The sequence below is a fragment of the Stenotrophomonas sp. WHRI 8082 genome (genome assembly GCF_040223995.2).
Classification (GTDB): domain Bacteria; phylum Pseudomonadota; class Gammaproteobacteria; order Xanthomonadales; family Xanthomonadaceae; genus Stenotrophomonas.
Genome location: NZ_CP167826.1, coordinates 3,653,021 through 3,678,536, shown reverse-complemented (window position 1 = coordinate 3,678,536; position 25,516 = coordinate 3,653,021). Strand labels below are relative to the sequence as shown.

The 25,516-nt window shown below is 65.6% G+C and carries 17 protein-coding genes; 11 read left to right on the top strand and 6 right to left on the bottom strand.

The window, feature by feature from the left end; genetic code table 11:
- The first annotated feature begins 16 nt into the window (after positions 1-16).
- The 5 genes from ABRP17_RS16035 to ABRP17_RS16015 all read left to right on the top strand — a co-directional run bounded on the left by ABRP17_RS16035 (position 17) and on the right by ABRP17_RS16015 (position 5,125).
- A complete protein-coding gene (locus tag ABRP17_RS16035) occupies positions 17-1,396 on the top strand; it encodes an NAD(P)/FAD-dependent oxidoreductase (RefSeq protein WP_349986279.1) in 1,380 nt (459 codons plus the stop codon).
- Positions 1,396-2,835, top strand: a complete 1,440-nt coding sequence (gene sbcB / locus ABRP17_RS16030; RefSeq protein WP_349986257.1) for an exodeoxyribonuclease I — start codon at positions 1,396-1,398, stop codon at positions 2,833-2,835. Before ABRP17_RS16035 ends, sbcB begins: the two co-directional genes overlap by 1 nt.
- On the top strand, positions 2,832-3,518 hold the full coding sequence (locus ABRP17_RS16025) for a DUF2461 domain-containing protein (RefSeq protein ID WP_349986258.1): 687 nt from the start codon (positions 2,832-2,834) through the stop codon (positions 3,516-3,518). The genes sbcB and ABRP17_RS16025 overlap by 4 nt, the downstream gene beginning before the upstream one ends.
- 5 nt (positions 3,519-3,523) lie before the next feature.
- Complete coding sequence (locus ABRP17_RS16020; RefSeq protein WP_188326908.1) at positions 3,524-4,513, top strand: aldo/keto reductase; 990 nt, start codon at positions 3,524-3,526, stop codon at positions 4,511-4,513.
- A gap of 63 nt (positions 4,514-4,576) precedes the next feature.
- Positions 4,577-5,125, top strand: coding sequence for a DUF2939 domain-containing protein (locus ABRP17_RS16015; RefSeq protein ID WP_349986260.1), 549 nt, complete (start codon positions 4,577-4,579; stop codon positions 5,123-5,125).
- Between the two features lie 161 nt (positions 5,126-5,286).
- Here the strand turns inward: ABRP17_RS16015 and ABRP17_RS16010 are convergent, their stop codons facing one another.
- The 3 genes from ABRP17_RS16010 to ABRP17_RS16000 form a co-directional block, all read right to left on the bottom strand.
- The gene (locus ABRP17_RS16010; RefSeq protein WP_188326906.1) at positions 5,287-6,234 is read right to left on the bottom strand and encodes a 5'-nucleotidase; all 948 of its coding nucleotides are present in this window, start codon (positions 6,232-6,234) and stop codon (positions 5,287-5,289) included.
- A gap of 49 nt (positions 6,235-6,283) precedes the next feature.
- A complete protein-coding gene (locus ABRP17_RS16005; RefSeq protein WP_188326905.1) occupies positions 6,284-7,057 on the bottom strand; it encodes an NAD kinase in 774 nt (257 codons plus the stop codon).
- A 206-nt stretch (positions 7,058-7,263) separates the two neighbouring features.
- Positions 7,264-12,240, bottom strand: a complete 4,977-nt coding sequence (locus ABRP17_RS16000) for an NAD-glutamate dehydrogenase domain-containing protein (RefSeq protein WP_188326904.1) — start codon at positions 12,238-12,240, stop codon at positions 7,264-7,266.
- Between the two features lie 261 nt (positions 12,241-12,501).
- Here ABRP17_RS16000 and ABRP17_RS15995 point away from each other — a divergent pair, with 261 nt between their 5' ends.
- From ABRP17_RS15995 to ABRP17_RS15985, 3 genes are read left to right on the top strand one after another with little or no spacing between them, the layout of a single operon-like run.
- Positions 12,502-13,158 (top strand): TetR/AcrR family transcriptional regulator, encoded by a 657-nt coding sequence (locus ABRP17_RS15995; RefSeq protein ID WP_223203047.1) that lies wholly within the window; start codon positions 12,502-12,504, stop codon positions 13,156-13,158.
- Entirely contained in the window at positions 13,158-14,435 is a 1,278-nt protein-coding gene (locus tag ABRP17_RS15990; RefSeq protein WP_349986261.1) for an efflux RND transporter periplasmic adaptor subunit, read from the top strand. Before ABRP17_RS15995 ends, ABRP17_RS15990 begins: the two co-directional genes overlap by 1 nt.
- Positions 14,436-14,450: 15 nt before the next feature.
- Entirely contained in the window at positions 14,451-17,624 is a 3,174-nt protein-coding gene (locus ABRP17_RS15985; protein WP_349986263.1) for a multidrug efflux RND transporter permease subunit, read from the top strand.
- 65 nt (positions 17,625-17,689) lie between these two features.
- On the opposite strand, the gene ABRP17_RS15980 is transcribed toward ABRP17_RS15985, so the two are convergent.
- The 3 genes from ABRP17_RS15980 to ABRP17_RS15970 form a co-directional block, all read right to left on the bottom strand.
- A complete protein-coding gene (locus ABRP17_RS15980; protein ID WP_349986264.1) occupies positions 17,690-17,983 on the bottom strand; it encodes a hypothetical protein in 294 nt (97 codons plus the stop codon).
- An 89-nt stretch (positions 17,984-18,072) separates the two neighbouring features.
- Positions 18,073-19,245: an acyl-CoA dehydrogenase family protein gene (locus ABRP17_RS15975; RefSeq protein ID WP_372487019.1), complete on the bottom strand. Its 1,173-nt coding sequence runs from the start codon at positions 19,243-19,245 to the stop codon at positions 18,073-18,075.
- Positions 19,246-20,032: 787 nt separating this feature from the next.
- Positions 20,033-20,488: a transposase gene (locus ABRP17_RS15970; RefSeq protein WP_349986266.1), complete on the bottom strand. Its 456-nt coding sequence runs from the start codon at positions 20,486-20,488 to the stop codon at positions 20,033-20,035.
- Positions 20,489-20,749: 261 nt separating this feature from the next.
- Between ABRP17_RS15970 and ABRP17_RS15965 the strand changes: the two genes are divergently transcribed.
- From ABRP17_RS15965 to metH, 3 genes are read left to right on the top strand one after another with little or no spacing between them, the layout of a single operon-like run.
- Positions 20,750-21,679, top strand: coding sequence for a metalloregulator ArsR/SmtB family transcription factor (locus ABRP17_RS15965; protein WP_188326897.1), 930 nt, complete (start codon positions 20,750-20,752; stop codon positions 21,677-21,679).
- A 7-nt stretch (positions 21,680-21,686) separates the two neighbouring features.
- On the top strand, positions 21,687-22,793 hold the full coding sequence (locus ABRP17_RS15960; protein ID WP_349986267.1) for a homocysteine S-methyltransferase family protein: 1,107 nt from the start codon (positions 21,687-21,689) through the stop codon (positions 22,791-22,793).
- Positions 22,790-25,477, top strand: a complete 2,688-nt coding sequence (gene metH / locus ABRP17_RS15955; protein ID WP_349986269.1) for a methionine synthase — start codon at positions 22,790-22,792, stop codon at positions 25,475-25,477. Before ABRP17_RS15960 ends, metH begins: the two co-directional genes overlap by 4 nt.
- Positions 25,478-25,516 lie beyond the last annotated feature (39 nt).

Here is a 25,516-nt window from a genome sequence, read left to right as displayed (position 1 = left end):
GCCCGTGCAGCCCTCTCTGAAGCCCCCTGCCCGCCCGCGATCACTGACCCTTGTCGGCGCGGGCCTGGCCGGCTCGCTGCTGGCCATCCTGCTGTCGCGGCAGGGCTGGAACATCACGGTGTACGAACGCCGTGGCGATCCGCGCGTGAGTGGCTATGAAAGCGGGCGCTCGATCAACCTGGCGCTGGCCGAGCGTGGACGCAATGCACTGCGCCAGGCCGGCGCCCACGTCGAAGCAGCGGTGATGGCGCGCGCGGTGATGATGCGCGGCCGCATGGTCCATCTGCGCGACGGCGACGCGCCGCAGTTGCAGCGCTACGGCCGCGACGACAGCGAAGTGATCTGGTCGATCCACCGCCGCGATCTCAACATCACCCTGCTGGAGCTGGCCGAGGCGGCGGGTGCGACGGTGCATTTCCACCGCCGCCTGCACACTGTCGACTTCGATGCGCAGCAGGCGCGTTTCATCGATGACCGTGACGATACGCCGCACGACATCCGCTTCGACAGCCTGATCGGTGCCGACGGTGCCGGCTCGGCACTGCGTGGGGCAATGAACCGCCGCCAGCCACTGGGTGAGCGGACCGAATTCCTGGACCACTCGTACAAGGAGCTGGAGATTCCGCCCGGCCCCGATGGTGCGTTCCAGATCGATCCGAATGCGCTGCACATCTGGCCGCGCGGCCGCTTCATGTGCATCGCCCTGCCCAACCACGAAGGAACGTTCACGGTCACCGTGTTCCTGCCCAACAAGGGCAATCCGGGGTTCAACACCGTGGTGAGCAGTGACCAGGCGCATGCGCTGTTCGCGCGGGAATTCCCGGATGCACTGCCCCTGATACCCGACCTGCGCGCGGACTGGGATGCACATCCGCCCGGGTTGCTCGGCACGCTGTATCTGGAACGCTGGCACAGCGACGACAAGGCCGTGCTGATCGGTGATGCCGCGCACGCGATGGTGCCGTTCCACGGCCAAGGCATGAACTGCGCCTTTGAAGACTGCGTGGCACTGGCGCGGCATCTGGATGTGGCCACGGACCTGCGCACGGCATACGCCGAATTCGAAGTGGAGCGCTCGCCGAATGCGTGGGCGATCCAGCAGATGGCGCTGGAAAACTACGTGGAAATGCGCGACCAGGTCGCCGAGCCGACGTTCCTGCTGCAGCGTGAACTGGAGCTTGCGCTGCAGCAGCGCTGGCCTACCCGCTTCGTGCCACACTACACCATGGTTACCTTCCTGCACACGCCCTACGCGGTCGCGCTGGAGCGCACCCGGATCCAGCGCCGCATCCTGCGCAACGCCACCCACGGCCTCGATTCGCTGCTGCAGATCGACTGGTCCGCCCTCGAATCCGAAGTGCACGCCAAGTTGCCGGTGCTGGAGGGCGCGCACTGATGGCTGACAGCTTCCTGTTCTATGACCTCGAAACGTTCGGCCAGGATCCACGCCGCACCCGCATCGCCCAGTTCGCTGCCATCCGCACCGATGCCGAGCTCAACGAGATCGACACGCCGGTCAGCTTTTACGTGCGTCCCGCCGACGACCTGCTGCCCTCGCCGTACGCCACGCTGGTGACCGGCATCACCCCGCAGCATGCGCTGGCCGAGGGCATCAGCGAGGCCGACGCGCTGGCGCGCATCAACGACCTGATGAGCCGTCCGGGCACCTGCTCGCTGGGCTACAACACGCTGCGCTTCGACGACGAGTTCATCCGTCATGGTCTGTTCCGCAACTTCTTCGACCCGTATGAGCGCGAATGGCGCAACGGCAACTCGCGCTGGGACCTGCTGGACATGCTGCGGTTGATGCATGCACTGCGCCCGGAGGGCATCGTGTGGCCCAAACGCGAGGACGGCGCCACGTCCTTCAAGCTGGAACATCTGGCCGAGGCCAACGGGGTGCGCGATGGCGACGCGCATGAGGCCCTGTCGGATGTGCGCGCGACGATCGGCATGGCGCGCCTGTTCCGCAAGGCGCAGCCGCGCCTGTGGGAGTACGCGCTGCGTCTGCGTGACAAGCGGTTTGTTTCCAGCCTGCTGGATGTGACCGCACTGCAACCGCTGCTGCACATCTCCATGCGTTACCCCGCCACGCGCCTGTGCGCGGCCCCGGTGTTGCCGCTGGCCGTGCACCCGCAGATCAACAACCGGTACATCGTGTTCGATCTGGAGGGCGATATCGATGCGCTGCTGGAGCTGCCGGCCGAGACCATCGCCGAGCGGCTGTACCTGCGCTCCAGTGAGATGCCCGAGGGCATGGCGCGCGTGCCATTGAAAGAAGTGCATACCAACAAGGTGCCGGCGCTGGTCACCTGGAACCATCTGCGTGCGGACGACCACGCGCGGCTGGGGCTGGACGTCGACGCGATCCAGGCCAAGGTGGAGCGGCTGCGTCCGCACGCCCCGATGCTGGCCGAAAAGGCGCGCCTGGTCTTTTCCCGCCCGCGCGAAGGTGGCCCCTCCGATGTGGATGCCTCGATCTACGATGGCTTCCTCGGTGCCGGTGACAAACCGCTGCTGGCACGCGTACGCACTACGGCGGCGGACGGATTGGCCGCGCTTGAAGGCGAATTCAACGACCCGCGTCTGCCCGAGTTGCTGCTGCGTTACCGGGCACGCAACCATCCCGGCAGCCTGGACCCGGCCGCGAAGGCGCGCTGGCAGGCCTACCGGCAGAAGCGACTGCGGGGCGACGACCGGCTGGGTGAGGTGAACCTGGCCGAGTACCGCGAACAGATCGATACCCTTGCCGCCGAGTCGGCCGACGACCTGCGCCGCAACACGCTGCTGCAGGCACTGCGCGATTGGGGCAAGCAGCTTGAGGACAGCCTGTGAGTGCCTATTTTTCCGATGCCAGCTTCGCCTTCCTGCGCAACCTGGCCCTGCATAACGAAAAGCCGTGGTTCAACGAGCACAAGCAGCAGTACGAAGATCACGTGCGCCAGCCGTTCCTGCGCCTGATCGGCGACCTGCAGCCCGCACTGGCCGAGGTCAGCCCGAAGTTCCGTGCCGATACGCGCACGATGGGCGGATCGTTGTTCCGCATCTACCGCGATGCGCGTTTTTCCAACGACAAATCACCGTACAAGAACTGGCAGGGCGCCCGCCTGTTCCATGAGCGGCGCCGTGAAGTCGCCGCACCGTCTTTCTACATCCACCTGCAGCCCGGCGGAAGCTTTGTCGGCGCAGGGCTGTGGCACCCGGAGCCGGACACCCAGCGGCGCATCCGTCATTTCATCCTGGACAACCCGGGCAGCTGGAAACAGGCCGCGCATGCCCCTGCACTGCGTCGACGGTTCGAGCTGGAGCAGACGGAAAAACTGGTCCGGCCGCCGCGCGGATTCCCGGCGGATTTCGAGTTCGTCGAAGACCTGAAGCACCGTAATTGGGTCATGTGGCGTCCGCTCGACGACACCATGATGACGGGGCCGCGTCTGCTCTCCACCTTGGGCAAGGACCTGGCCGCGCTGGGGCCGTTCGTGGACTATCTGTGCGCTGCGCTGGACCTGGAATTCTGAGTTCCGTGACCACCACTCCGCTCACTCAGCAACGGCGAACGCTCGGACGCACCGGCCTGCAGGTTTCGCCCGTCGGCCTGGGCTGCTCTGGATTCTGGGGGCACCGGCGCTTCGATGAAGCCGACGCCGCGCGCGTGGTGGCCCATGCGCTGGAGCGCGGACTCAATCTGCTGGATACGGGCCACAACTACTCGGGGTTCAACGCGGAACCTCGGCTCGGTCGCATCCTGCGCCCGCTGCTGTCACGTTTTCCACGCGATTCGCTGGTGATCTCGAGCAAGGGCGGCACGCTGACCGGCCAAGCGGGCATCAGCGGGGCGGAGCAACGCGACTTCTCGCCCGCGGCGATCGTCGCCAGCTGCGAGGCGTCCTTGCGCAACCTGGGGCTGGACTACCTTGACGTGTATCAGTTGCATGGCATCGGTGGCCACGAAATCACCGATGAGCTGCTGCACGCGCTGCAGCAGCTGCGACAGCGCGGGCTCATCCGCAGCACGGGCATCAATACCCATTCGGCGGTGACGTTTGACTGGATGCTGGCGCATCCGGCAGCCTTCGATGTGGTCCTGTTGGACTACAACGCACTGCAGCAGGATCGCGGCACGCACATCAGCCGGCTGCACGAGGCCGGCATCGGCGTTCTGGCCGGTACGGTGCTGGCGCAGGGGCACCTGCTGCCTGCGCGTGCCCGTGTGCCGCGCCTCGCCGATGCCTGGTATCTTGCCCGCGCGTGGCTGAAACCGAGCAGCCGTCGCCTGATGCACAGCGCCCGCGCGATGCAGCAGGCGGTGGCGGCGATCCGCTCGCAGCGCCCGGCGCAGACCGCGTTTGCTTACGTGCTGCGGCATCCCGGGGTGGCGGCTGGCATCCTCGGTACGACCCGGGTGGCGAGCCTGGAACAGGTGCTGCAGACCGATCCGGACCGGCTGACGGAGGCCGACCTGGCGGCGCTGGTCGAGGCCTTCGGCGACGGCAGTGGCTCACCCAGTCACTGAGGCTTAACCCGGCCGCCTTGGCGATGCGGCACGCTGTGTGTCCTCCTCTGCGCTGCCTGTCCGATGAAGAAACTCATTACCGTTGTCGTGTTGCTGGTGCTGGCGCTTGCGGGCTGGTGGTTCAGTGGCCCGTATCTGACCGTCCATGGCTTGGCCACCGCCATCGAGCTGCGTGATACCTCCCGCCTGGAACGTTATGTCGATTTCCCGCGGGTTCGCGTCAGCCTGCGCGCACAGATCAGCGACTACCTGGTCCGCCAGGCGGGGCCCGGCGTGGCCGAAAGCCCGTTCGGCGCGCTGCTCTACGGGCTGGGTGGCCAGCTGGGCGGTGCCGCGGTGGATACGATGATCACCCCGATGGACATCGGCGCCCTGCTGCAGGGACACGTGCTGTACAAGCGGGGTCGCAACGAGTTGCAGGGCGGCGATGCGTACGGTGCCACCGAGCCGGCGCAACCGCTGAAGGAAGCCAGGCATCGGTTCGAGCGGCTGGATCGGTTCGTGGTGGATGTAGATCGGGGTCCCGCCGAGCCGCCGCTGCAGGTGGTGCTGGAACCGCAGGGACTGCGCTGGCGGGTGGTCGACCTGCGCAACGCGATACCGGCACCGTAACTGTAGCGCCGAGCCACGCTCGGCGGCCCCACGTTCCTGCATCGCGATCCCCGGACACAGGCCGCGCGGGGCGCTCGCCGACCATGGGTCGGCGCTTCCTGGACGTGATGCGACGTCGCGATCCCGGACGCAGGCCGCCCGGGGTGTGTTGCGACGGCAGGTCAACGTTCGTTGGCGACGCCGTGCGGTACGTGGCCGGCGGCGACGTGCTCGCGGGCGCTGTCGATATTGTGCTGGGAGTCGTCGAAGAAGATGTCCGCGCCGAAGGCCTGCAGGAACGGGCCCTTGTGCCGTCCGCCGAGGAACAGCGCCTCGTCCAGCCGCACCCCCCACTCCCGCAGCGTGCGGATGACCCGCTCGTGTGCCGGTGCCGAACGGGCCGTCACCAGTGCGGTACGGATCGGTGCGTCTTCGCCGGACGGGAAGACCTCCTGCAACGTGTGCAACGCAGACAGGAAGTTACGGAACGGGCCGCCGCTCAATGCTTCGCGTGCGCGCTCGCGTTCATGCCGGCCGAACGCTTCAACGCCCTGCTCGCGCGAAATACGCTCGCTTTCATCGCCGAAGATCACCGCGTCGCCGTCAAAGGCGATGCGCAACTGTCCCGCCGGTCGACGCATGTCAACGAACTGGTCGGCCGCCGCAGCTGCTGTTTCGCCGGGCGGCTTCGGCAGGATGGTGGCCGCGGCAATTCCGTGCAGCAGTGCGCTGCGCACCGACTCCGGGTTGGCCGACAGGAACAGATCGGTGCCAAACGGCTTCACGTAGGGCCAGGTGGGTTCACCGGCGGTGAACGTGGCGCGGATGATGTCCAGGCCGTAATGCTGGATGGAATTGAAGATACGCAGGCCGGTATCGGCCGAATTGCGCGACAGCAGGATGACCTCCACCCGCGGGTTTTCCGGGCCTGCCCCCTGGTTGAGGGCCAGCAGCTTGCGCACCACCGGGAAGGCAACGCCGGGACCCAGCACATCATCTTCGTGCTCGCGCTGGTACTGCGCGTAGGCATCCACACCGTCACTCTCGAACAGTGCGTGGCTCTCTTCCAGGTCGAAGAGCGCGCGTGCTGTCACCGCGACCGTCAACAATCGGGGGGTGTTGTCGCCCATCGGCTCGGTTCCTTGCTGCAGCCGGCGGTTGCCGGCCGCCTATTGTCGCTCAGAACACGAACTGTTCTGACAGTATCCGGTCTTCCAGGTTGTGCTCCGGGTCAAAGAGCAGCGTGACCTGGCGATCGCGGCATTCCCGGATGGTGACTTCGACCACGTCCCGGGTCTCATGCGAATCGGCCGTGACGCTGACCGGTCGCTTGTACGGGTCCAGCACGCGGAAGCGCACTTCGGTATCCGCCTTGAGGATGGCGCCGCGCCAGCGTCGTGGACGGTACGGGGCGAGCGGGGTCAGGGCGATGGTCGCTGAGCCCAAGGGCAACACGGGACCGTGCGCGGAGTAGTTGTACGCGGTGCTGCCCGCCGGCGTCGCCACCAGCACGCCGTCGCCGATGAGTTCGGCGACGCGTTCCTGGCCGTTCAGATCCACGCCGATATGGGCCGCCTGACGGGTCTGCCGGAGCAAGGACACATCGTTGTAGGCCAGCGACCCGGTGGTCGAACCCGATTCGGTCAGGGCCATCATCTGCAGCGGACGCAGGTGCGCCGGCTCGGCCTCTGCAATGCGCCGTGCGACATCGTCATCGTCGCGGTACTGGTTCATCAGAAAACCGACCGTCCCCAGCTTCATCCCGAACACCGGACGTCCCAGATGACCGAAGCGGTGCAGGGTCTGCAGCATGAAGCCATCGCCGCCCAGCGGGCACAGCACGTCCGCGTCCTCGGGGGCATGGGCACCATGCCGTGCCACCATCGCGGCCAAGGCAAGCCGTGCCGGCTCGGTACTGCTGGCAAGAAACGCAATGCGGGGAGAATCGCTCATGCAGGCTGTCCGGTGATGCGCGGGTACCGGTAGAGCATAACCGGACGTGGCGCGGAAACCGCGCCACGTGCCGCCGACCCGGACGGTATCCGGACCAGAGCCCCCTCAATCAGGGGGGCGCGCCAAAGGCGCGGGAGTCTGGAAGCACGCTCTGCACGGGCCCCACGGTGTGCAACGCAGACCGTGGGGCATCAGTGCGGATGCGCTTACGAACCGTGCGACGCCAGCTGACCCAACCGCTGTACCGCAACCGACACGGTCGGATAGTCCAGCGTCTTCTGCTCGGCCAGTTCGCTGAGCATGGCCAGGGTGAAGCGCAGGCTGCTGTCGTCACGGCCCATCCAGGCGGCCACCTTGGCCTCCGCGCCGCTGCCCTTGGTGCCGATCACCTGGCCGGACAGATTGCGGTGATGCGCTGCCAGTTCGTCACGCAATACGCCGCGTGCAACCGCATGCCAACGACCATTGACCTCCAGCGCGTCGATCTGCTCGAACAGCCACGGCAGGCTGAGCGCTTCGCCCAGGCGGAAGTGGATCTTCGATACATCCACCGGCTTCAGCTTGCGCGTGCGGGCCAGCTCGATGATGTCGAACGCCGGTTCCAGGAAGTGCAGCTCGGCCAGCTGCTGCGACAGCGCGGCGGGCAGACCCTTCTCGTTCCACTGCTGTACCAGGGCCTCGTAGGTCGGGCGCTGGGAATCGGGCAGCACGCCGGACGCGACGCGGATGTCGTTGAACGGCGCCTGGTACCGGTTGACCGCTTCGGTGATGCCCGGCATCGGGCCCGGGCGCGACAGCAGCCAGCGCACGAAGGCGCGCTGCAGCTTCCAGATCACTTCCAACGCATCGATCTGCACGGCTTCAGGCAGGGTGCCGTCCAGCGCATCGATCTGCGCCCACAGCGCGCGGGCATCCAGTGTTTCGCGGCTGATGGTGTATGCCTTGGCGACCTCGGCGATGGAGCGGCCGGTATCTTCCTGCATGCGCATCAGGAACGTGGCGCCCATCCGGTTGATGGTCTGGTTGGTCACGGCCGTGGCGATGATTTCGCGCTTCAGGCGGTGGCGTTCCATCGCATCGGCGTACTTCTTCTGCAGCGGCTGCGGGAAGTAGCGCTGCAGCTCCTTGGACAGGTACGGATCTTCCGGGATGTCCGATTCCAGCAGCTGCTGGAAAGCCACCAGCTTGGAGTAGGACAGCAGCACCGACAGCTCCGGACGGGTCAAGCCCTGGCCGCGCGCCTTGCGCTGGGACAGCTCGGCATCGGACGGCAGGAACTCGATCTGGCGGTCCAGCAGGCCCTGCTGTTCCAGGGTACGGATGAAGTGCTGCTTGGAGCCCAGGCGCTTGACCGCCATCCGTTCCATCAGGCTCAGGGCCTGGTTCTGGCGATAGTTGTCGTTCAACACCAGCGCGGCGACCTCATCGGTCATCGATGCCAGCAGCTTGTTGCGCTGCTCGACGGTGAGCTTCTTCGCACGCACCACGTCGTTGAGCAGGATCTTGATGTTCACCTCGTGATCGGAGGTGTCCACGCCGGCCGAGTTGTCGATGAAATCGGTGTTGAGCAGGACGCCGGCCTGCGCCGCCTCGATGCGGCCCAGCTGGGTCATGCCCAGGTTGCCGCCCTCGCCCACCACCTTGCAACGCAGCTCGCCGCCGTTGACGCGCAGCGCGTTGTTGGCACGGTCGCCGACATCGCTGTGCTGCTCGCTGGCTGCCTTGACGTAGGTGCCGATGCCGCCGTTCCACAGCAGGTCGACCGGCGCCTTCAGGATGGCGCTCATCAGGTCGTTGGGCGACATCGCCTTGACGCCGTCCTCTAGGCCCAGCGCTTCACGCACCTGCGGGGTGATCTCGATGGACTTCAGCGAACGCGGGAAGATGCCACCGCCCTTGCTGATCAGCGTGGCGTCGTAGTCGGCCCAGCTGGAGCGCGGCACGGTGAACAGACGCTCGCGTTCGACGAACGTGGTGGCGGCATCCGGATTCGGGTCGAGGAAGATGTGGCGGTGATCGAACGCGGCCAGCAGGCGGATGTGGCGCGACAACAGCATGCCGTTGCCGAACACGTCGCCGGACATGTCGCCGACCCCGACCGTGGTGAAGTCCTGGCTCTGGCTGTCACGGCCCAGCGCACGGAAGTGGCGCTTGACCGACTCCCATGCACCGCGTGCGGTGATGCCCATGCCCTTGTGGTCGTAACCGACCGAGCCACCGGAGGCGAATGCATCGCCCATCCAGAAGCCGTGCGCGATGGCCAGGCCGTTGGCGATGTCGGAGAACGTCGCGGTGCCCTTGTCGGCGGCCACCACCAGGTACGGGTCGTCCATGTCGTGGCGCACCACATCGATGGGCGGCACGATCTTGTTGTTGACGATGTTGTCGGTGATGTCCAGCAGGCCCTGGATGAACAGCTTGTAGCAGGCCACGCCATTGGCGAACACCGCATCGCGGTCACCGCTGGCCGGCGGCACCTTGGCGAAGAAGCCGCCCTTCGCGCCGACCGGCACGATCACGGTGTTCTTGACCATCTGTGCCTTGACCAGGCCCAGCACCTCGGTACGGAAGTCTTCGCGACGATCCGACCAGCGCAGGCCGCCGCGGGCCACCGCGCCGAAGCGCAGGTGCACGCCTTCCACGCGCGGACCGTAGACGAAGATTTCGCGGTACGGGCGCGGCTTGGGCAGGTCCGGCACCAGCGCGGCGTCGAACTTGAAGCTGATGCAATGGCCGGGCTGGCCGTTGGCATCGCTCTGGTAGTAACTGGTGCGCAGGGTCGCATCGATCACGCCCATGAAGCTGCGCAGGATGCGGTCCTCGTCCAGGCTGGACACACGGTCCATCAGCTTCAGCAGCGCATCGCGCGCGGCCTGCATCTGAGAGTTGCGGTCGCCCTTGCGAGCGTCGACCACGCCCTTGAGCACCTTCAGCGTGGCGTCGTCACCGGCAGCCAGCACATCCAGATGCGCCTTCAGCGTGGCTTGGCCGGCCGCGATGTCGTCCTTGCTCTCGTTGCCGGTCGCCGGATCGAAGCGCGCTTCGAACAGTTCCACCAACAGGCGTGCCAGCAGCGGATAGCGGGTGAACGTGCCTTCCACGTAGGCCTGCGAGAACGGCACGCCGGTCTGCAGCAGGTACTTGCAGTAACCGCGCAGCATGGCGACCTGGCGCCAATGCAGGCCGGCGGCCAGTACCAGGCGGTTGAAGCCGTCGTTCTCGGCGTCACCGTGCCACACGCGGGCAAAGGTCTGGCCGAAGGCTTCGTCGACACTGGCGGCATCGATGGCACCGGCCACCGACTCCACTTCGAAGTCCTGCACGTACACCGGCGCGTCGTCCACGGAGAGCCGGTACGGGCGCTCGGAGATGACCCGCAGGCCCATGTTTTCCATCATCGGCAGCGCATCGGACAACGGGATGTCGTCCAGCTGGCGGTACAGCTTCAGGCGCAGGCCGTCACCGCTCTCGCGCGGTACCGTCTGCAGGCTCAGGCGCAGATCGTCCGGACCGGTCAGCGCGTCAAGCTGGCTGACATCGCTGGCGGCCACGGCGGTGCTGTTGTCTTCGATGTAACCGGCCGGCAATGCCTTGCCGATGCGGGCCGCGATACGCAGGCCTTCGGTCTCACCGTGACGGGTGACCAGCGCTTCGCGCAGGTCGTCCTGCCAGTTGCGCAGCAGGTGGGCCAGGTTCTGTTCAAGCGCGTTGGTGTCCACGTCGACCACCGGGCCGGCCTTCGGCCGCACGATCAGGTGCACCTGGGCCAGCGGCGAATCGCCGAGCACCACCGAACTGTCCACATGCTCACCCTGCAGGGCGTCGCGCAGCATGGCTTCGATCCGCAGGCGCACATCGGTGTTGAAACGTTCGCGCGGCAGGAACGCCAGCGCGGAGATGAAGCGGGAATACTTGTCACGGCGCAGGAACAGGCGGCTGCGCACGCGCTCCTGCAGGCCCAGCACGCCCATGGCGGTGCGGAACAGTTCGTCTTCGCTGGACTGGAACAGCTCTTCGCGCGGCAGGGTTTCCAGGATGTGGCGCAGTGCCTTGCCGCTATGGCTGGACAACGACAGACCCGAACGCTCCATCACGTGCTCGTAGCGCTGGCGCACGAGCGGAATTTCCCACGGACGGCGGTTGTAGGCACTGGAAGTGAACAGGCCCAGGAAGCGCTGCTCGCCGATGATGCGGCCCTTGGCGTCGAACTCCAGCACGCCGATGTAATCCATGTAACCGGCACGATGCACGCGCGAGCGGGCATTGGTCTTGGTCAGGATCAACGCATCCTTCAGTCCGGTGGTGGTGTTCAGACCTTGGGCGGCCAGCGTCTTGACCGGACGTGCGGCAGACTTGTCACGGCCGCGCATCAGGCCCAGGCCGGTATCGTTGAGCGGCGCCAGCACGTCTTCCTTGCCTTCCTTCTGCACGCGGTACTCGCGGTAGCCGAAGAACGTGAAGTGGTTGTCGGCCGCCCAGCGCAGGAACTCCTGCGCCTCGCGACGCGAGGCATCGTCGACCGGCAGCTGGCGGCTGCCCAGGTCTTCGGCCACGGCCAGCGCCTTGTCACGCATCGGCTGCCAATCGCGCACGATCGAGCGCACTTCTTCCAGCGACTTGCCGATGCTCTGCTCGATGTCGGCCATCGCCTCGGGCGACTGACGGTCCATCTCCAGCAACATCACCGACTCGACGTCACCCTCCCCGACCGTGGACAGCTTGCCGGCCTTGTCGCGCCCGAAGCGGATCACCGGGTGACCCAGCACGTGCACGCCGATGCCCTGTTCGGCCAGCGCCATGGTCACGGTGTCGACCAGGAACGGCATGTCGTCATTGACGATCTGCAGCACCGTATGCGGCGATTCCCACCCGTTGGCCTTGGCCGTCGGATTGAACACGCGCACATTGGCCTTGCCGACCTTGCGGTTGCGGGCGAACTCCAGCGTATCGGCGGCCAGCGCAGCCCATTCTTCAGCGCTGTGATGCGGGAACTCGTCCGCCTCCATACGCTTGTAGAAATCGGCGGCGAAAGCCACGGCCTCGGCCTGCCCCGCCGCGGGGTATCGCTTGCGCAAGGCCGTGTACACCGGTTCCAGCGAGAAACCAGTTGCCGGGACAAGCTGGGTTTCCGCCGTAGCGGGCTTGGTTTTCACGGTTTTGACTGCAGACTTTTGCGATTTCATGGCAGAGCGAGTCGTGTTGCCCAGTTGGGAAAATGAAAGTGTAGCCCTGTTGCACGAAAAGGCCTTGCTGCAGGACGGAATATGAATCTGCGGGTTGGGTGCGGTTTACATGCGATTGCCGACACCCGCCCCCATGCGCCGACGTACGGCTGTCGTGATCGGCAAGCGCTGCCGACAGGATCGGCAAAGCGTGTGACAGCAAGGCGGCGTTTGGCTGCAAAACGATTCCACAATTCTGAACTGGACGGTATAGTCCACTCCGTGAACCCCTCTTCCCTCCCCGCTTCCGACACGGACGCGCGCGACCTGCGTGTGTTTGACGCGGTGCGCGAACTGTTGGCGCGACACGGGATGCAGATGAGCATGGAGGCGGTCGCCCAGCATGCCGGCTGCTCCAAGCAGACCCTGTATTCGCGCTATGGCAGCAAGCAGGAGCTGATGCGCCGGGTGGTGGAGCGCCACGTCTGCCGTGCCACCGCCGGCCTGCGCAGCCTGCGCGGCGACGATCTGCACGGCAGCCTGCTGCAGTTCGCCACCGACTATCTGGACCATTTCAACCAGCCGCACGTGGCGCAGGCCTGCCGGCTGATCGCGGCCGATGCCGCACAGTTCCCTGATGAGGCGCGCAACCTCTACCGTGACGGCACCGGCACGCTGACGCTTCACCTTGCTGAATGGATAGCTGACGCCATTGCGCGTGGCCACCTGAGGCATGACGACCCGCACTTCATGGCCGAGCTGCTGATCAGCATGATCGGCGGGCAGGATTTCGACCGGCAACGCTTCTTCATTACCCACCGCGACGACGCCCTGGCGCGTCGGCGCTGGGCAGAATTCTCTGTCGACAGCTTCCTGCGCGCGTTCGCGCCCGGCGCATCGACCCAACCGTCTTCAAACCAACACCGGAGTTTCTCCTGATGATCGCCCCACTCCGCACCCTCGCTTTGACGTGCGCTGTCGCCGTTGCGCTGGCTGCCTGCAAGAAAGAAGAGCAGCAAGCACCGCCGCCGCCGGAAGTGGGCGTGATCGATGCCAAGCCGCAGACCCTGCCGCTGCAGCGCGAGCTGGTCGGCCGCCTGTCGCCGTACCGCAGCTCGGATGTGCGTGCCCGCGTCCCGGGCGTGCTGCTCAAGCGCGTTTACCAGGAAGGCAGCGAGGTCAAGCAGGGCCAGACGCTGTTCCTGATCGACCCGGCACCGCTGCGCGCCGAGCTCAATGCCACCGAAGCCCAGCTGGCCTCGGCCCGTGCCACGTACGCCAATGCCAAGGTGGCCGCTGATCGCGCGCGCTCGCTGGCCCCGCAGAAGTATGTGTCCAAGGCAGACCTGGACAACGCCGAGTCGGCCGAGCGCACCGCGCAGGCGGCGGTGAAGCAGTCCGAAGCCGCTGTGAGCAGCTCGCGGATCAGCCTGGGCTATGCCGAAGTCAAGGCGCCCATCAGCGGCGTGGCCGGCAAGCAGCAGGTGACCGAGGGCGCGCTGGTCGGCCAGGGTGATGTGACCCTGCTGACCACCGTGGACCAGCTTGATCCGCTGTACGTGAACTTCTCGCTGAGCGTGGACGAGCTGTCGCAGCTGCGTGCCGCGCAGGCCAAGGGCGCGCTCGCGCTGAGCGGCGATGGCAAGGCCACCGTGCAGGTCAAGCTGTCCGATGGCACCACCTACGGTGAAAACGGCACGCTGGACTTCTCGTCCACCACCGTCGACCCGGCCACCGGCGCGGTGTCGCTGCGTGCGGTGCTGCCCAATCCGCAGCGCATTCTGCTGCCCGGCGCCTTCGTCAGCTTCCAGGCCACCCTGGGCGAGCGCAACAACGCTTACCTGGTGCCGCAGCCGGCGCTGCTGCGCGACGCCGCCGGCGGCTACCTGATGGTGGTCGGTGCCGATGGCAAGGTCGTCCGCCGCAACGTCAAGACCGAAGGTGCGCAGGGCGGCAACTGGCTGGTCACCGCCGGCCTGGAGCCGGGCGACAAGGTCGTGGTGGCCGGTACCCAGAAGGTCAAGGAAGGCGCACCGGCCACGGCCAAGCCGTGGACCCCCGAGCAGGCGGCCGCCCAGGGCGGCGCAGCGGGCGGCAAGCCGACCGGCGGCGCACCCGCCGCGCAGGGCGATGCTGCCGCAGCACCTGACGCCGCACCGCAGGCTCCGGCACCCGCCGAACCGGCGGCGCCGGCATCCGATTCGACCAAGCAGTAACGGGAATCATCCGTCATGCCTAAATTTTTCATCGAACACCCGGTCTTTGCCTGGGTGGTAGCGATCCTGATCTCGCTCAGCGGCGTGATCGCGATCCTCAACCTGGGTGTGGAGTCCTACCCCAGCATCGCCCCGCCACAGGTCACCGTGTCGGCCACCTACCCCGGCGCCAGCGCCGACACCACGGAAAAATCGGTCACCCAGGTGATCGAGCAGCAGCTGACCGGTATCGATCACCTGCTGTATTTCAGCTCGTCATCGGCATCCAACGGCCGCGCCACGGTCACCCTGACCTTTGAAACCGGCACCGACGCGGACATCGCGCAGGTGCAGGTACAGAACAAGGTGTCGCTGGCCACGCCGCGCCTGCCCACCGAAGTGACCCAGCAGGGTGTGGTGGTGGCCAAGGCCAACGCCGGCTTCCTGATGGTGGTGGCACTGCGCTCGGATTCGGGAACCAACAGCCGCGATGCGCTCAACGACATCGTGGCTTCGCGCGTGCTCGACCAGGTGTCGCGTATTCCCGGCGTGGGCAGTACCCAGCAGTTCGGCGGCGAGTACGCCATGAACATCTGGCTCAACCCCGAGCGCATGCAGGGCTACGGCCTGTCGGCCAGCCAGGTGTTGGCAGCGGTGCGCGAGCAGAACGTGCAGTTCGCCGCCGGTTCCCTGGGCTCGGATCCGGCGCCGGCCGGCCAGCACTTCACCGCCACGGTATCGGCCGAAGGCCGTTTCAGCACGCCAGAAGAGTTCGAGAACATCATCCTGCGTGCCAATCCGGACGGCTCGCGCGTGCTGCTCAAGGACATTGCCCGCATCGGTTTCGGCGCCGGCAACTACGGCTTTGATACCCAGTACAACGGCAAGCCGACCGGTGCGTTCGCGATCCAACTGCTGCCCGGCGCCAACGCGCTTAACGTGGCCGAGGCCGTGCGCGCCAAGATGGACGAGCTGCAGCCCAGCTTCCCGGCCGGCGTCAGCTGGTTCTCGCCGTACGACAGCACGACCTTCGTGAAGATCTCGATCGAGGAAGTGATCAAGACCCTGATCGAGGCCATCATCCTGGTCTTCCTGGTGATGCTGATCTTCCTGCAGAACTTCCGCGCCACCCTGATCCCGACCCTGGTGATCCCGGTCGCGCTGCTGGGTACGTTCCTGGGCATGTGGATGATCGGCTTCACGATCAACCAGCTGACCCTGTTCGCGCTGGTGCTGGCCATCGGCATCGTGGTCGATGACGCGATCGTGGTGATCGAGAACGTCGAACGCATCATGACCGAGGAAAAACTGCCACCCAAGCAGGCAACGCAGAAGGCGATGACCCAGATCACCGGTGCGGTGGTGGCTATCACCGTCGTGCTGGCGGCGGTGTTCATTCCGTCGGCCCTGCAGGGCGGTGCGGCTGGTGAGATCTACAAGCAGTTCGCGCTGACCATCGCCATCTCGATGGCGTTCTCCGCGTTCCTCGCACTGGGCTTCACCCCCGCGCTGTGTGCCACGTTCCTGAAGCCGACGCACAACGACAACCCCAACATCGTCTATCGCACCTTCAACAAGTACTACGACAAGATCAGTGGCACCTACGTGGGCCACATCACCTCGGCGGTGAAGCATGCACCGCGCTGGATGATTCTGTTCGTGGTGCTGGGTGCGCTGTGCGCCTTCATGTTCACCCGCATACCGGGCAGCTTCCTGCCTGAAGAGGACCAGGGCTACGCACTGGCCATCGTGCAGTTGCCGCCGGGGTCGACCAAGGGCCAGACCAACGAAGTGTTCGCGCAGATGCGTGGCATCCTGGAGAAGCAGGAGGGCTTCGAAGGCCTGCTGCAGATCGCCGGCTTCAGCTTCGTGGGTTCGGGCGAGAACGTGGGCATGGGCTTCATCCGCCTCAAGCCATGGGCCGACCGCGAGGTCACCGTACCCGAGCTGATCGGCAACATGAACGGCGCGTTCTACGGCATCAAGGAAGCACAGATCTTCGTGGTCAACCTGCCGACCGTGCAGGGTCTGGGCCAGTTCGGCGGCTTCGACATGTGGTTGCAGGATCGTGCCGGTGCCGGCTTCGACCAGCTGACCAGCGCGCGCAACACCCTGCTGGGTGCGGCGGCACAGAAGAGCGACCTGCTGACCGGCGTGCGTCCCAACGGACTGGAAAACGCCCCGCAGTTGGCCTTGCACGTGGATCGTGTGCAGGCGCAGGCGATGGGTATGTCGGTAACGGACGTGTACAGCACCATCCAATTGATGCTGGCCCCGGTGTACGTCAACGACTTCTTCAGCGAAGGCCGCATCAAGCGCGTGACCATGCAGGCCGATGCGCCGTACCGCACCGGCGAAGAATCGCTGAAGAGCTTCTACAGCCCATCGACGCTGACCCAGAATGCCGATGGCACCAACTCGATGATCCCACTGAATACCGTGGTGCGTTCGGAATGGGTGTCGGCACCGCCGTCGCTGAGCCGCTACAACGGCTATTCGGCGGTGAACATCGTCGGCTCGCAGGCGCCGGGACGCAGTTCCGGTGAAGCGATGACGGCGATGGAAGACATCGTCAGCAACGAGCTGCCGGCCGGCTTTGGTTACGACTGGTCTGGCATGTCCTACCAGGAAATCCTGGCGGGTAACGCGGCGACCCTGCTGATGGTGCTGTCCATCGTGGTGGTGTTCCTGTGCTTGGCCGCCCTTTATGAAAGCTGGTCCATCCCGGTGGCGGTGCTGCTGGTGGTGCCGCTGGGCGTACTGGGCTCGCTGGTGTTCTCGATGGCCCGTGGCCTGCCCAACGATCTGTTCTTCAAGATCGGCCTGATCACGGTGATCGGCCTGGCGGCGAAGAACGCGATCCTGATCGTGGAGTTCGCAGTGGAACAGCGTGCGGCCGGCAAGACGCTGCGCGATGCGACCATCGAGGCGGCGCGCCTGCGCTTCCGCCCGATCCTGATGACGTCCTTCGCCTTCATCATGGGCGTCATCCCGATGGCGATCAGTACCGGTGCCGGCGCCAACTCGCGTCACGCCATTGGTACGGGCGTTATCGGCGGCATGGTGTTCGCCACGTTTTTGGGCCTGCTGATGATCCCGGTGTTCTTCGTCGTGGTCCGCCGCATGCTGGGCGACAAGATCGACGAGCCGTCCAAGGAGTTCCTGCAGAGCCAGAGCGAGGCCAATGGCCCGCACCGCCCGGATCGTTGATGCGCTGCGGTTGAGATGAAAAGGCCCCGGAGCGATCCGGGGCCTTTTTCATTTTCGGGTGACACTCAACGTACGGCGGCGACTACCGCACAGACGACCACGATGGCCAACGAAGGCCACTGCATGGGCAGGTAGAAGAAATGATGCTTCGCCGGCTCGCCTTCCGCCCGCACGCCACGATTGAGCACGAAGCCCAGCAGCGTATTGATCGCCGCACCGATGCCGCAGCCCAGCAGGAACTGCGGCAACGTCATGTTGCCCTTGGCCACGGTCGGATCCTGTTGCAGCCACATCAGCAGCAACACAGCCACGATGGGAGTGAGCAGGGTGAAGAACCCTGCGCCGCGGTAAATGATCATGCCCGTACCTGCTTTGAAAGGACGGGCATTCTAGGTGATCAGCGACACGAAGCGGGTCATGGACCCGCTTCAGCGCGCTCGCCACTGGGTCAGCGCAGGCCCGTTTCGTTGCGGGCGATCACCAGCCGCTGGATCTCCGACGTGCCTTCGTAGATCTCGGTGATCTTGGCATCACGGAAGTAACGCTCCAGCGGCATTTCCTTGGAGTACCCCATGCCGCCATGGATCTGCACGGCCTGGTGGGTGATCCACATCGCAGCTTCCGATGCAGTCAGCTTGGCGATGGCCGCTTCGTTGCTGAAGCGCTTGCCCTCGCCCTTCACCCACGCCGCGCGCAGGGTCAGCAGCAGGGACGCGTCCAGCTTGCACTTCATGTCCGCGATCTTGGACTGGGTCATCTGGAAGGTGCCGATCGGCGCGCCAAAGGCCTTTCGCTCCTTCACGTATTCCAGCGTGGCTTCGTACGCCGCACGCGCGATGCCGATGGCCTGCGACGCAATACCGATACGGCCCGCGTCCAGTACGCCCATCGCGATCTTGAAGCCCTCGCCTTCCTGGCCGAGCACGTCGTCTGCCTGCGCAACGTAGTCATCGAACTCGATTTCGCAGGTGGCCGACGCGCGGATGCCCAGCTTCGGCTCGGTCTTGCCGCGGCCGAAGCCGGCGTTGTCGGTGTCGATCAGGAAGGCCGTAATGCCCTTGGCACCTTTGTCCGGGTCGGTCATCGCGAAGAGCACGATGTACTTTGCCACCGGACCGGACGTGATCCAGCTCTTCTTGCCGTTGATCACATACGTGCCGTCAGCCTGCTTCACCGCGCGGCAGCGCATGGCGGTGGCGTCCGAGCCCGACTGCGGCTCGGTCAGCGCGAACGCCCCGATGGCCGTACCTTCGGCGATGGCGCGCACGTACTTCTGCTTCTGCGCTTCGGTGCCGTAGGTCAGGATGCCGTTGCAGAACAACGAATTGTTGACCGACATGATGGTCGAATGCGCGGCATCACCCGCGGCGATTTCCACCATCGCCAGCACATAGGCGATCGGGTCCATGCCCGCGCCGCCGTACTCCGTTGGCACCTCGATCCCCATCAGCCCGTTCTCACCGAGCAGCTGGATATTGGCCAGCGGGAACTCGCCGGTCTGGTCATGGTGTTCGGCGCTGGGGCCGATCTTTTCCTGCGCAATGCGGCGCGCAACGTCCTGCAGCATCAACTGCTCTTCGGTAAAGCTGAAATCCACAACAACCCCTCCCGGGTAACGAATACGGGATTGTACTGGGGGCGCCGTGATTGCAGCTGACTGCGCGGCGACAACCCCGTCCGGTAGCGCCGAGCCACGCTCGGCGGAATCTTCCTGCCCACGGCCCGCTGCGCTCGCCGACCGTGGGTCGGCGCTACCGACCCCAGGCGCGCTGGCGGAATCCCTCCGGTCACTGCCTCCCTGCCACCTCGGTAGCGCCGAGCCACGCTCGGCGGAATCTCTCCGCCCACAGCCCGCTGCGCTCGCCGACCATGGGTCGGCGCTACCGGTCCCGGATGCTGGTGGAATCCGTCCGGTCACTGCCTGCCTGCCACCTCGGTAGCGCCGAGCCGCGCTCGGCGGAATCTCTCCGCCCACAGCCCGCTGCGCTCGCCGACCATGGGTCGGCGCTACCGACCCCGGATGCTGGTGGAATCCGTCCGGTCACTGCCTGCCTGCCACCTCGGTAGCGCCGAGCCACGCTCGGCGGAATCTCTCCGGTCACAGCCCGCTGCGCTCGCCGACCATGGGTCGGCGCTACCGACCCCGGATGCTGGTGGAATCCGTCCGGTCACTGCCTGCCTGCCACCTCGGTAGCGCCGAGCCGCGCTCGGCGGAATCCCTCCGCCCAGAGCCCGCTGCGCTCGCCGACCATGGGTCGGCGCTACCGGTCCCAGGCGCGCTGGCGGAATCCCTCCGGTCACTGCCTGCCTGCCACCTCGGTAGCGCCGAGCCGCGCTCGGCGGAATCTCTCCGCCCACGGCCCGCTGCGCTCGCCGACCATGGGTCGGCGCTACCTGCGCTGCGCTTTTCACGGATGCAGGGGCCAGCGGCACCAGGCGTAGGGGTAGTCGCCGAGGTTCTCGGATAACCCGGCGCGCACAGGATTGGCCACGATGTAGAGGGCCTGCGCACGCAATGACTCTTCCGATCGCAAGGCGTGATCGAAGTAGCTGGGCTGCCATAGCCGCGCTCCGTATCCAGACGTCCTGCCGATCAACCGGCTGCTTCGGGATTTGAATCGCTGCATGCAGGCGCCCAGGGTGCCTTGACGCAATTGCAGCAGCCAATGCACATGGTCGGGCATGACGACCCAGGCGAACGAGCGGCTGATCGCTGCCCGCTCCACGTCACGCAGCGACTCGATAACGATCCGAGCGTTGCAAGGGAACTCGAAGACCGGGCGGCGGCAGTGGGTGACTGTGGTCAAAACGTAATACCCACCGGGGATGGACGCACGACCGCGCTGGAGATGACGGCTGGACATGGGTCCAGTGTCCGGGGATGCACCACACGTCACGATCAGGGAACGCGATTTGCAGGCGTGGGAAATGCTCCCGGTGGCGCCGAGCCGAGCTCGGCGGATCCCTCCGCCCACGGCCCGCTGCGCTCGCCGACCATGGGTCGGCGCTACCGGTCCCGGACGCTTCCCGGACGCTGGGTTTCACTGAACACCCGTTTCGTTACCGCCTTGACCGAGAGACGGTTGGCGGTGAAAATATCTCTCTATCGCGATAGGTGGATATTTATGGATCTCGAGGATTGGTCGGTTCGGCTGAAGGTGTTTGCCGACGCCACCCGGGTGCGGCTGCTGGCGCTGCTGGAGCAGGAAGAACTGACGGTGGCCGAGCTCTCGGCAATCACCCGTCTGGCGCAGCCGCGGGTGTCGACCCATCTGGCCCGGCTCAAGGAAGCCGGCCTGGTGCGCGACCGCCGTGCAGGCGTTTCGGCGTACTACCGCTTCGATGACGCGCAGCTGGATCCTGCGCAGCGCGCATTGTGGCATGCCTTGAGCACCGGCAGCGATGACCCGCTGCTGCGTCAGGACGCCGAGCGCGTGGCCTCGGTGCTGGCCAGTCGTGCGGCTGACCAGAACTGGGCGGACAGCGTCGCCGGCGACATGGAACGCCACTACTCCCCCGGCCGGACCTGGGAAGCACTGGCGCGCACCGCGCTGCCACTGCTGGAAACCGGAGATGTGCTCGACATCGCCTCGGGCGATGGCGTGCTGGCCGAGTTGGTGGCCCCCCATGCCAGCCGCTATGTCTGCATCGATACCAGCGCGCGCGTGGTCGCTGCTGCGAGCGAGCGCCTGCGCCGTCTGCCGAACGTGGAAGTGCGTGAGGGTGATATGCATGCCCTGCCCTTCAAGGACCGCAGCTTCGACCTGGTCGTGCTGATGCACGCGCTTACCTATGCAGCCAAACCGGCGCAGGCCGTCACCGAGGCAGCGCGCGTCCTGCGTCCCGGCGGTCGCCTGCTGCTGTGCAGCCTGGCCCGCCATGAACACAAGGCGGCGGTTGACGCGTATGGCCACGTGAATCTTGGCTTCAGCGACAAAGAACTGAAGAAGTTCGTCGACAAGGCCGGCCTGCAGGTATCCAGCCTGGAAACGGTGACACGTGAAAAACGGCCACCCCATTTCGAAGTCATTTCGCTGATTGCCAACAAACCCTGAGGTTGCCGTGCCCGCCCTACCCTGGTTGCATCCCGAACGTGCTACGTCCCTGCTTGCCGCACTCGGCGAGCGCATCCTGATCATCGACGGTGCAATGGGCACGATGATCCAGCGCCACGGCCTGCAGGAAGCGGACTACCGCGGTGAGCGCTTCAGCGACGGGAGCGACACGCACGCGGACCATCACGTGCACGGTGCCGGTTGCGATCATGGGCCGGTGGAGGAGCAGGATCTGAAGGGCAACAACGATCTGCTGCTGCTGACGCGGCCGGAGATCATCGCCGGCATCCACACCGAGTATCTGCAGGCGGGCGCGGACCTGGTGGAAACCAACACGTTCAATGCAACGTCGGTCAGCCAGGCGGACTACCACCTTGAGCATCTGGTTTACGAGTTGAACAAGGCAGGCGCAGCTGTTGCCCGTGCCTGCTGCGATGCGATGACGGTGACCACGCCGGACAAGCCACGTTTCGTCATAGGCGTGCTCGGACCGACCAGCCGGACGGCCTCCATCAGCCCGGATGTCAACGATCCCGGCTTCCGCAACACCAGCTTCGACGAACTGCGCGGCACCTACCGCGAGGCCATTGAAGGGCTGATCGATGGCGGCGCGGACACCATCATGGTCGAGACCATCTTCGACACGCTCAACGCCAAGGCCGCTTTGTTCGCGGTGGAAGAAGTCTTCGATTCACGCGGCGGCCGCTTGCCGGTGATGATCTCCGGCACGATCACCGATGCGTCCGGACGCACCCTGTCCGGCCAGACGGCAGAGGCGTTCCATGCTTCGTTGGCGCATGCCCGCCCGCTCTCCATCGGCCTGAACTGTGCGCTCGGCGCGGACGCGATGCGTCCGCACGTGGAGACCTTGTCCCAGGTAGCGGACTGCTTCGTCAGCGCTCATCCGAACGCCGGCCTGCCCAACGCCTTCGGCGAGTACGACGAGACGCCGGAGGAAATGGCGGCGACGCTGCGTGGATTCGCCACCGACGGCCTGCTGAACCTGGTAGGCGGCTGCTGTGGCAGCACGCCCGCGCATATCCGCGCCATCGCCGACGCCGTGTCCGGGCTGCCACCGCGCGCCCTGCCGCGCGAGCGGGAGCAGGCGGCATGAGCACCCACGGCCCGTACACCCGCCTGTCCGGCCTGGAGCCGCTGGTCATTACCCCGGACCTGCTGTTCGTCAACATCGGCGAGCGCACCAACGTGACCGGCAGCGCGCAGTTCCGCAAGCTGATCAAGGAAGAGCGCTACGAGGAAGCCGTGGACGTGGCACGCCAGCAAGTAGCCAGCGGCGCGCAGATCCTCGACGTCAACATGGATGAAGGGTTGATCGATTCGGAAGCCGCGATGACGCGCTATCTGAACCTGATCATGTCCGAACCGGATATCGCGCGCATCCCGGTGATGGTCGATTCGTCCAAGTGGAGCGTGATCGAGGCCGGCCTGAAGTGCCTGCAGGGCAAGAGCGTGGTCAACTCGATTTCGCTGAAGGAAGGCGAGGCGCAGTTCATCGAGCACGCACGCAAGGTGCTGCGCTATGGCGCCGCGGCCGTGGTGATGGCCTTCGACGAGGAAGGCCAAGCCGATACCTGTGCACGCAAGGTGGAAATCTGCACGCGCGCCTACCGCATCCTCGTCGATGAGGTCGGCTTCCCGCCGCAGGACATCATCTTCGACCCCAATATTTTCGCCGTAGCGACCGGCATCGAAGAACACGACAACTACGCCGTCGACTTCATCGAAGCCACCCGCATCATCAGGCGCACCTTGCCGCACTGCCATGTCTCCGGCGGCGTATCGAACGTGTCGTTCTCGTTCCGCGGCAACGAAACCGTGCGCCAGGCGATCCATTCGGTGTTTCTGTACCACGCCATCGGCGCGGGCATGGACATGGGCATCGTCAACGCCGGTGCCATGCCGATCTACGACGATCTGGATCCCGAACTGCGCGAGCGCGTCGAGGATGTGGTCCTCAACCGCCGACCCGATGGTACCGAGCGACTGCTGGAGACCGCCGAGCGCTACAAGGGAAAGAAGGGAGCGGCGCGCGTAGAAGATCTTGCGTGGCGCGACAAGCCGGTCACCGAGCGTCTTGCACATGCACTGGTGCACGGCCTGGATGCCTTCGTAGAGCTGGATACCGAGGAAGCGCGACAGGCCTCGACGCGGCCGCTCGATGTGATCGAGGGGCCGCTGATGAATGGCATGAACGTGGTCGGCGATCTGTTCGGCGCCGGCAAGATGTTCCTGCCCCAGGTCGTGAAATCAGCGCGGGTGATGAAGAAAGCCGTGGCCTACCTGCTGCCCTACATCGAGGCAGAGAAGGCGCGCAGCGGCGACACCGCACGCAGCAACGGCAAGATCATCATGGCCACCGTCAAGGGCGACGTGCACGACATCGGCAAGAACATCGTCGGCGTGGTCCTGGCCTGCAACAACTTCGAGGTGATCGATCTGGGGGTGATGGTGCCCGCGCAGAAAATCCTGGATGCCGCGCGCGCCGAGAACGCCGACATCATCGGATTGTCCGGCCTGATCACCCCGTCACTGGAGGAGATGAGCCATGTCGCCCGTGAGATGGAACGCCAAGGCTTCGACCTGCCTTTGATGATCGGCGGCGCGACGACGTCGCGCGCGCACACCGCGCTGAAGATCGATCCGCATTACAAAGCGCCCACGGTGTGGGTGAAAGATGCGTCGCGTGCGGTCGGCGTGGCGCAGTCGCTGATTTCGCGCGATCTGCGTGCGGATTTCGTGGCCGCCAACGAAGCGGATTATGCGGAGATCCGCAAGCGCCATCGCAACCGCGGCGATGCAAAACGACTGGTGAGTCTGACCCATGCGCGGGGGCAGCGCTTTGACGGCGGCTGGACGGATTACACGCCGCCGGCACCGAAGCAGCCCGGCCTGCACGTGTTCGACGACTACCCCCTGGCCGAACTGGTCGACTATATCGACTGGACGCCGTTCTTCCAGGCATGGGAGCTGGCCGGCAAGTATCCCGCGATCCTGACCGATGACATCGTGGGCAGCCAGGCGAGCGGGCTGTACCGCGATGCGCGCGAGATGCTGGCGCGGATCGTCGATGAGAAGTGGCTGCAGGCCCGGGCGGTGTTCGGTCTGTGGCCGGCCAACAGCGTTGGTGACGATGTCCGCGTGCAGCACCCCGACGGTGAAGCCACGCTGCATTTCCTGCGTCAGCAGGTGGACAAGCCCGTCGAAAGGCCGGACTTCTGCCTGGCGGACTTCATCGCCCCGGCCGACAGTGGTCGGCAGGACTGGATCGGTGCGTTTGCGGTTACCGCCGGCATCGGTATCGACGCGCATGTGGCGCGCTTTGAAGCGGCGCACGATGACTACAATTCGATCCTGCTGAAGGCACTGGCAGATCGGTTCGCCGAAGCCTTGGCCGAGCGCCTGCACCAGCGCGTGCGCAAGGAATTCTGGGGACATGCCAGCGCGGAAACGCTGGACAACGAAGCGTTGATCGCCGAGAAATACAGCGGGATACGGCCCGCACCGGGTTATCCGGCGTGTCCGGAGCACAGTGAAAAAGACACCCTGTTCCGGTTGCTGGATGCGCCGGGAAATGCAGGCATGCAGTTGACTGAAAGTTTCGCGATGCTGCCGACGGCGGCGGTATCCGGGTACTACTTCAGTCATCCTGGCAGCCAGTATTTCGTTGTCGGGCGCGTGAGCCGTGAGCAGGTCACCGATTACGCCAAGCGCAAGGGCGTGGATCGCATCCAGGTTGAACGCTGGTTGGCCTCGAACCTGGATTACGATCCGGAGTAAGGCCGGGTCTTGAACGTGGCCCCCTTGTCGGTAGCGCCG

What these genes read in the sequence shown, in the direction of transcription:
- sbcB (WP_349986257.1), top strand. Translation starts at nt 1,396, where the DNA reads ATGGCTGACAGCTTCCTGTTCTATGACCTCGAAACGTTCGGCCAGGAT.
- ABRP17_RS16015 (WP_349986260.1), top strand. Translation starts at nt 4,577, where the DNA reads ATGAAGAAACTCATTACCGTTGTCGTGTTGCTGGTGCTGGCGCTTGCG.
- ABRP17_RS16010 (WP_188326906.1), bottom strand. Translation starts at nt 6,234, where the DNA reads ATGGGCGACAACACCCCCCGATTGTTGACGGTCGCGGTGACAGCACGC.
- ABRP17_RS16005 (WP_188326905.1), bottom strand. Translation starts at nt 7,057, where the DNA reads ATGAGCGATTCTCCCCGCATTGCGTTTCTTGCCAGCAGTACCGAGCCG.
- ABRP17_RS16000 (WP_188326904.1), bottom strand. Translation starts at nt 12,240, where the DNA reads ATGAAATCGCAAAAGTCTGCAGTCAAAACCGTGAAAACCAAGCCCGCT.
- ABRP17_RS15990 (WP_349986261.1), top strand. Translation starts at nt 13,158, where the DNA reads ATGATCGCCCCACTCCGCACCCTCGCTTTGACGTGCGCTGTCGCCGTT.
- ABRP17_RS15985 (WP_349986263.1), top strand. Translation starts at nt 14,451, where the DNA reads ATGCCTAAATTTTTCATCGAACACCCGGTCTTTGCCTGGGTGGTAGCG.
- ABRP17_RS15980 (WP_349986264.1), bottom strand. Translation starts at nt 17,983, where the DNA reads ATGATCATTTACCGCGGCGCAGGGTTCTTCACCCTGCTCACTCCCATC.
- ABRP17_RS15970 (WP_349986266.1), bottom strand. Translation starts at nt 20,488, where the DNA reads ATGTCCAGCCGTCATCTCCAGCGCGGTCGTGCGTCCATCCCCGGTGGG.
- ABRP17_RS15965 (WP_188326897.1), top strand. Translation starts at nt 20,750, where the DNA reads ATGGATCTCGAGGATTGGTCGGTTCGGCTGAAGGTGTTTGCCGACGCC.
- metH (WP_349986269.1), top strand. Translation starts at nt 22,790, where the DNA reads ATGAGCACCCACGGCCCGTACACCCGCCTGTCCGGCCTGGAGCCGCTG.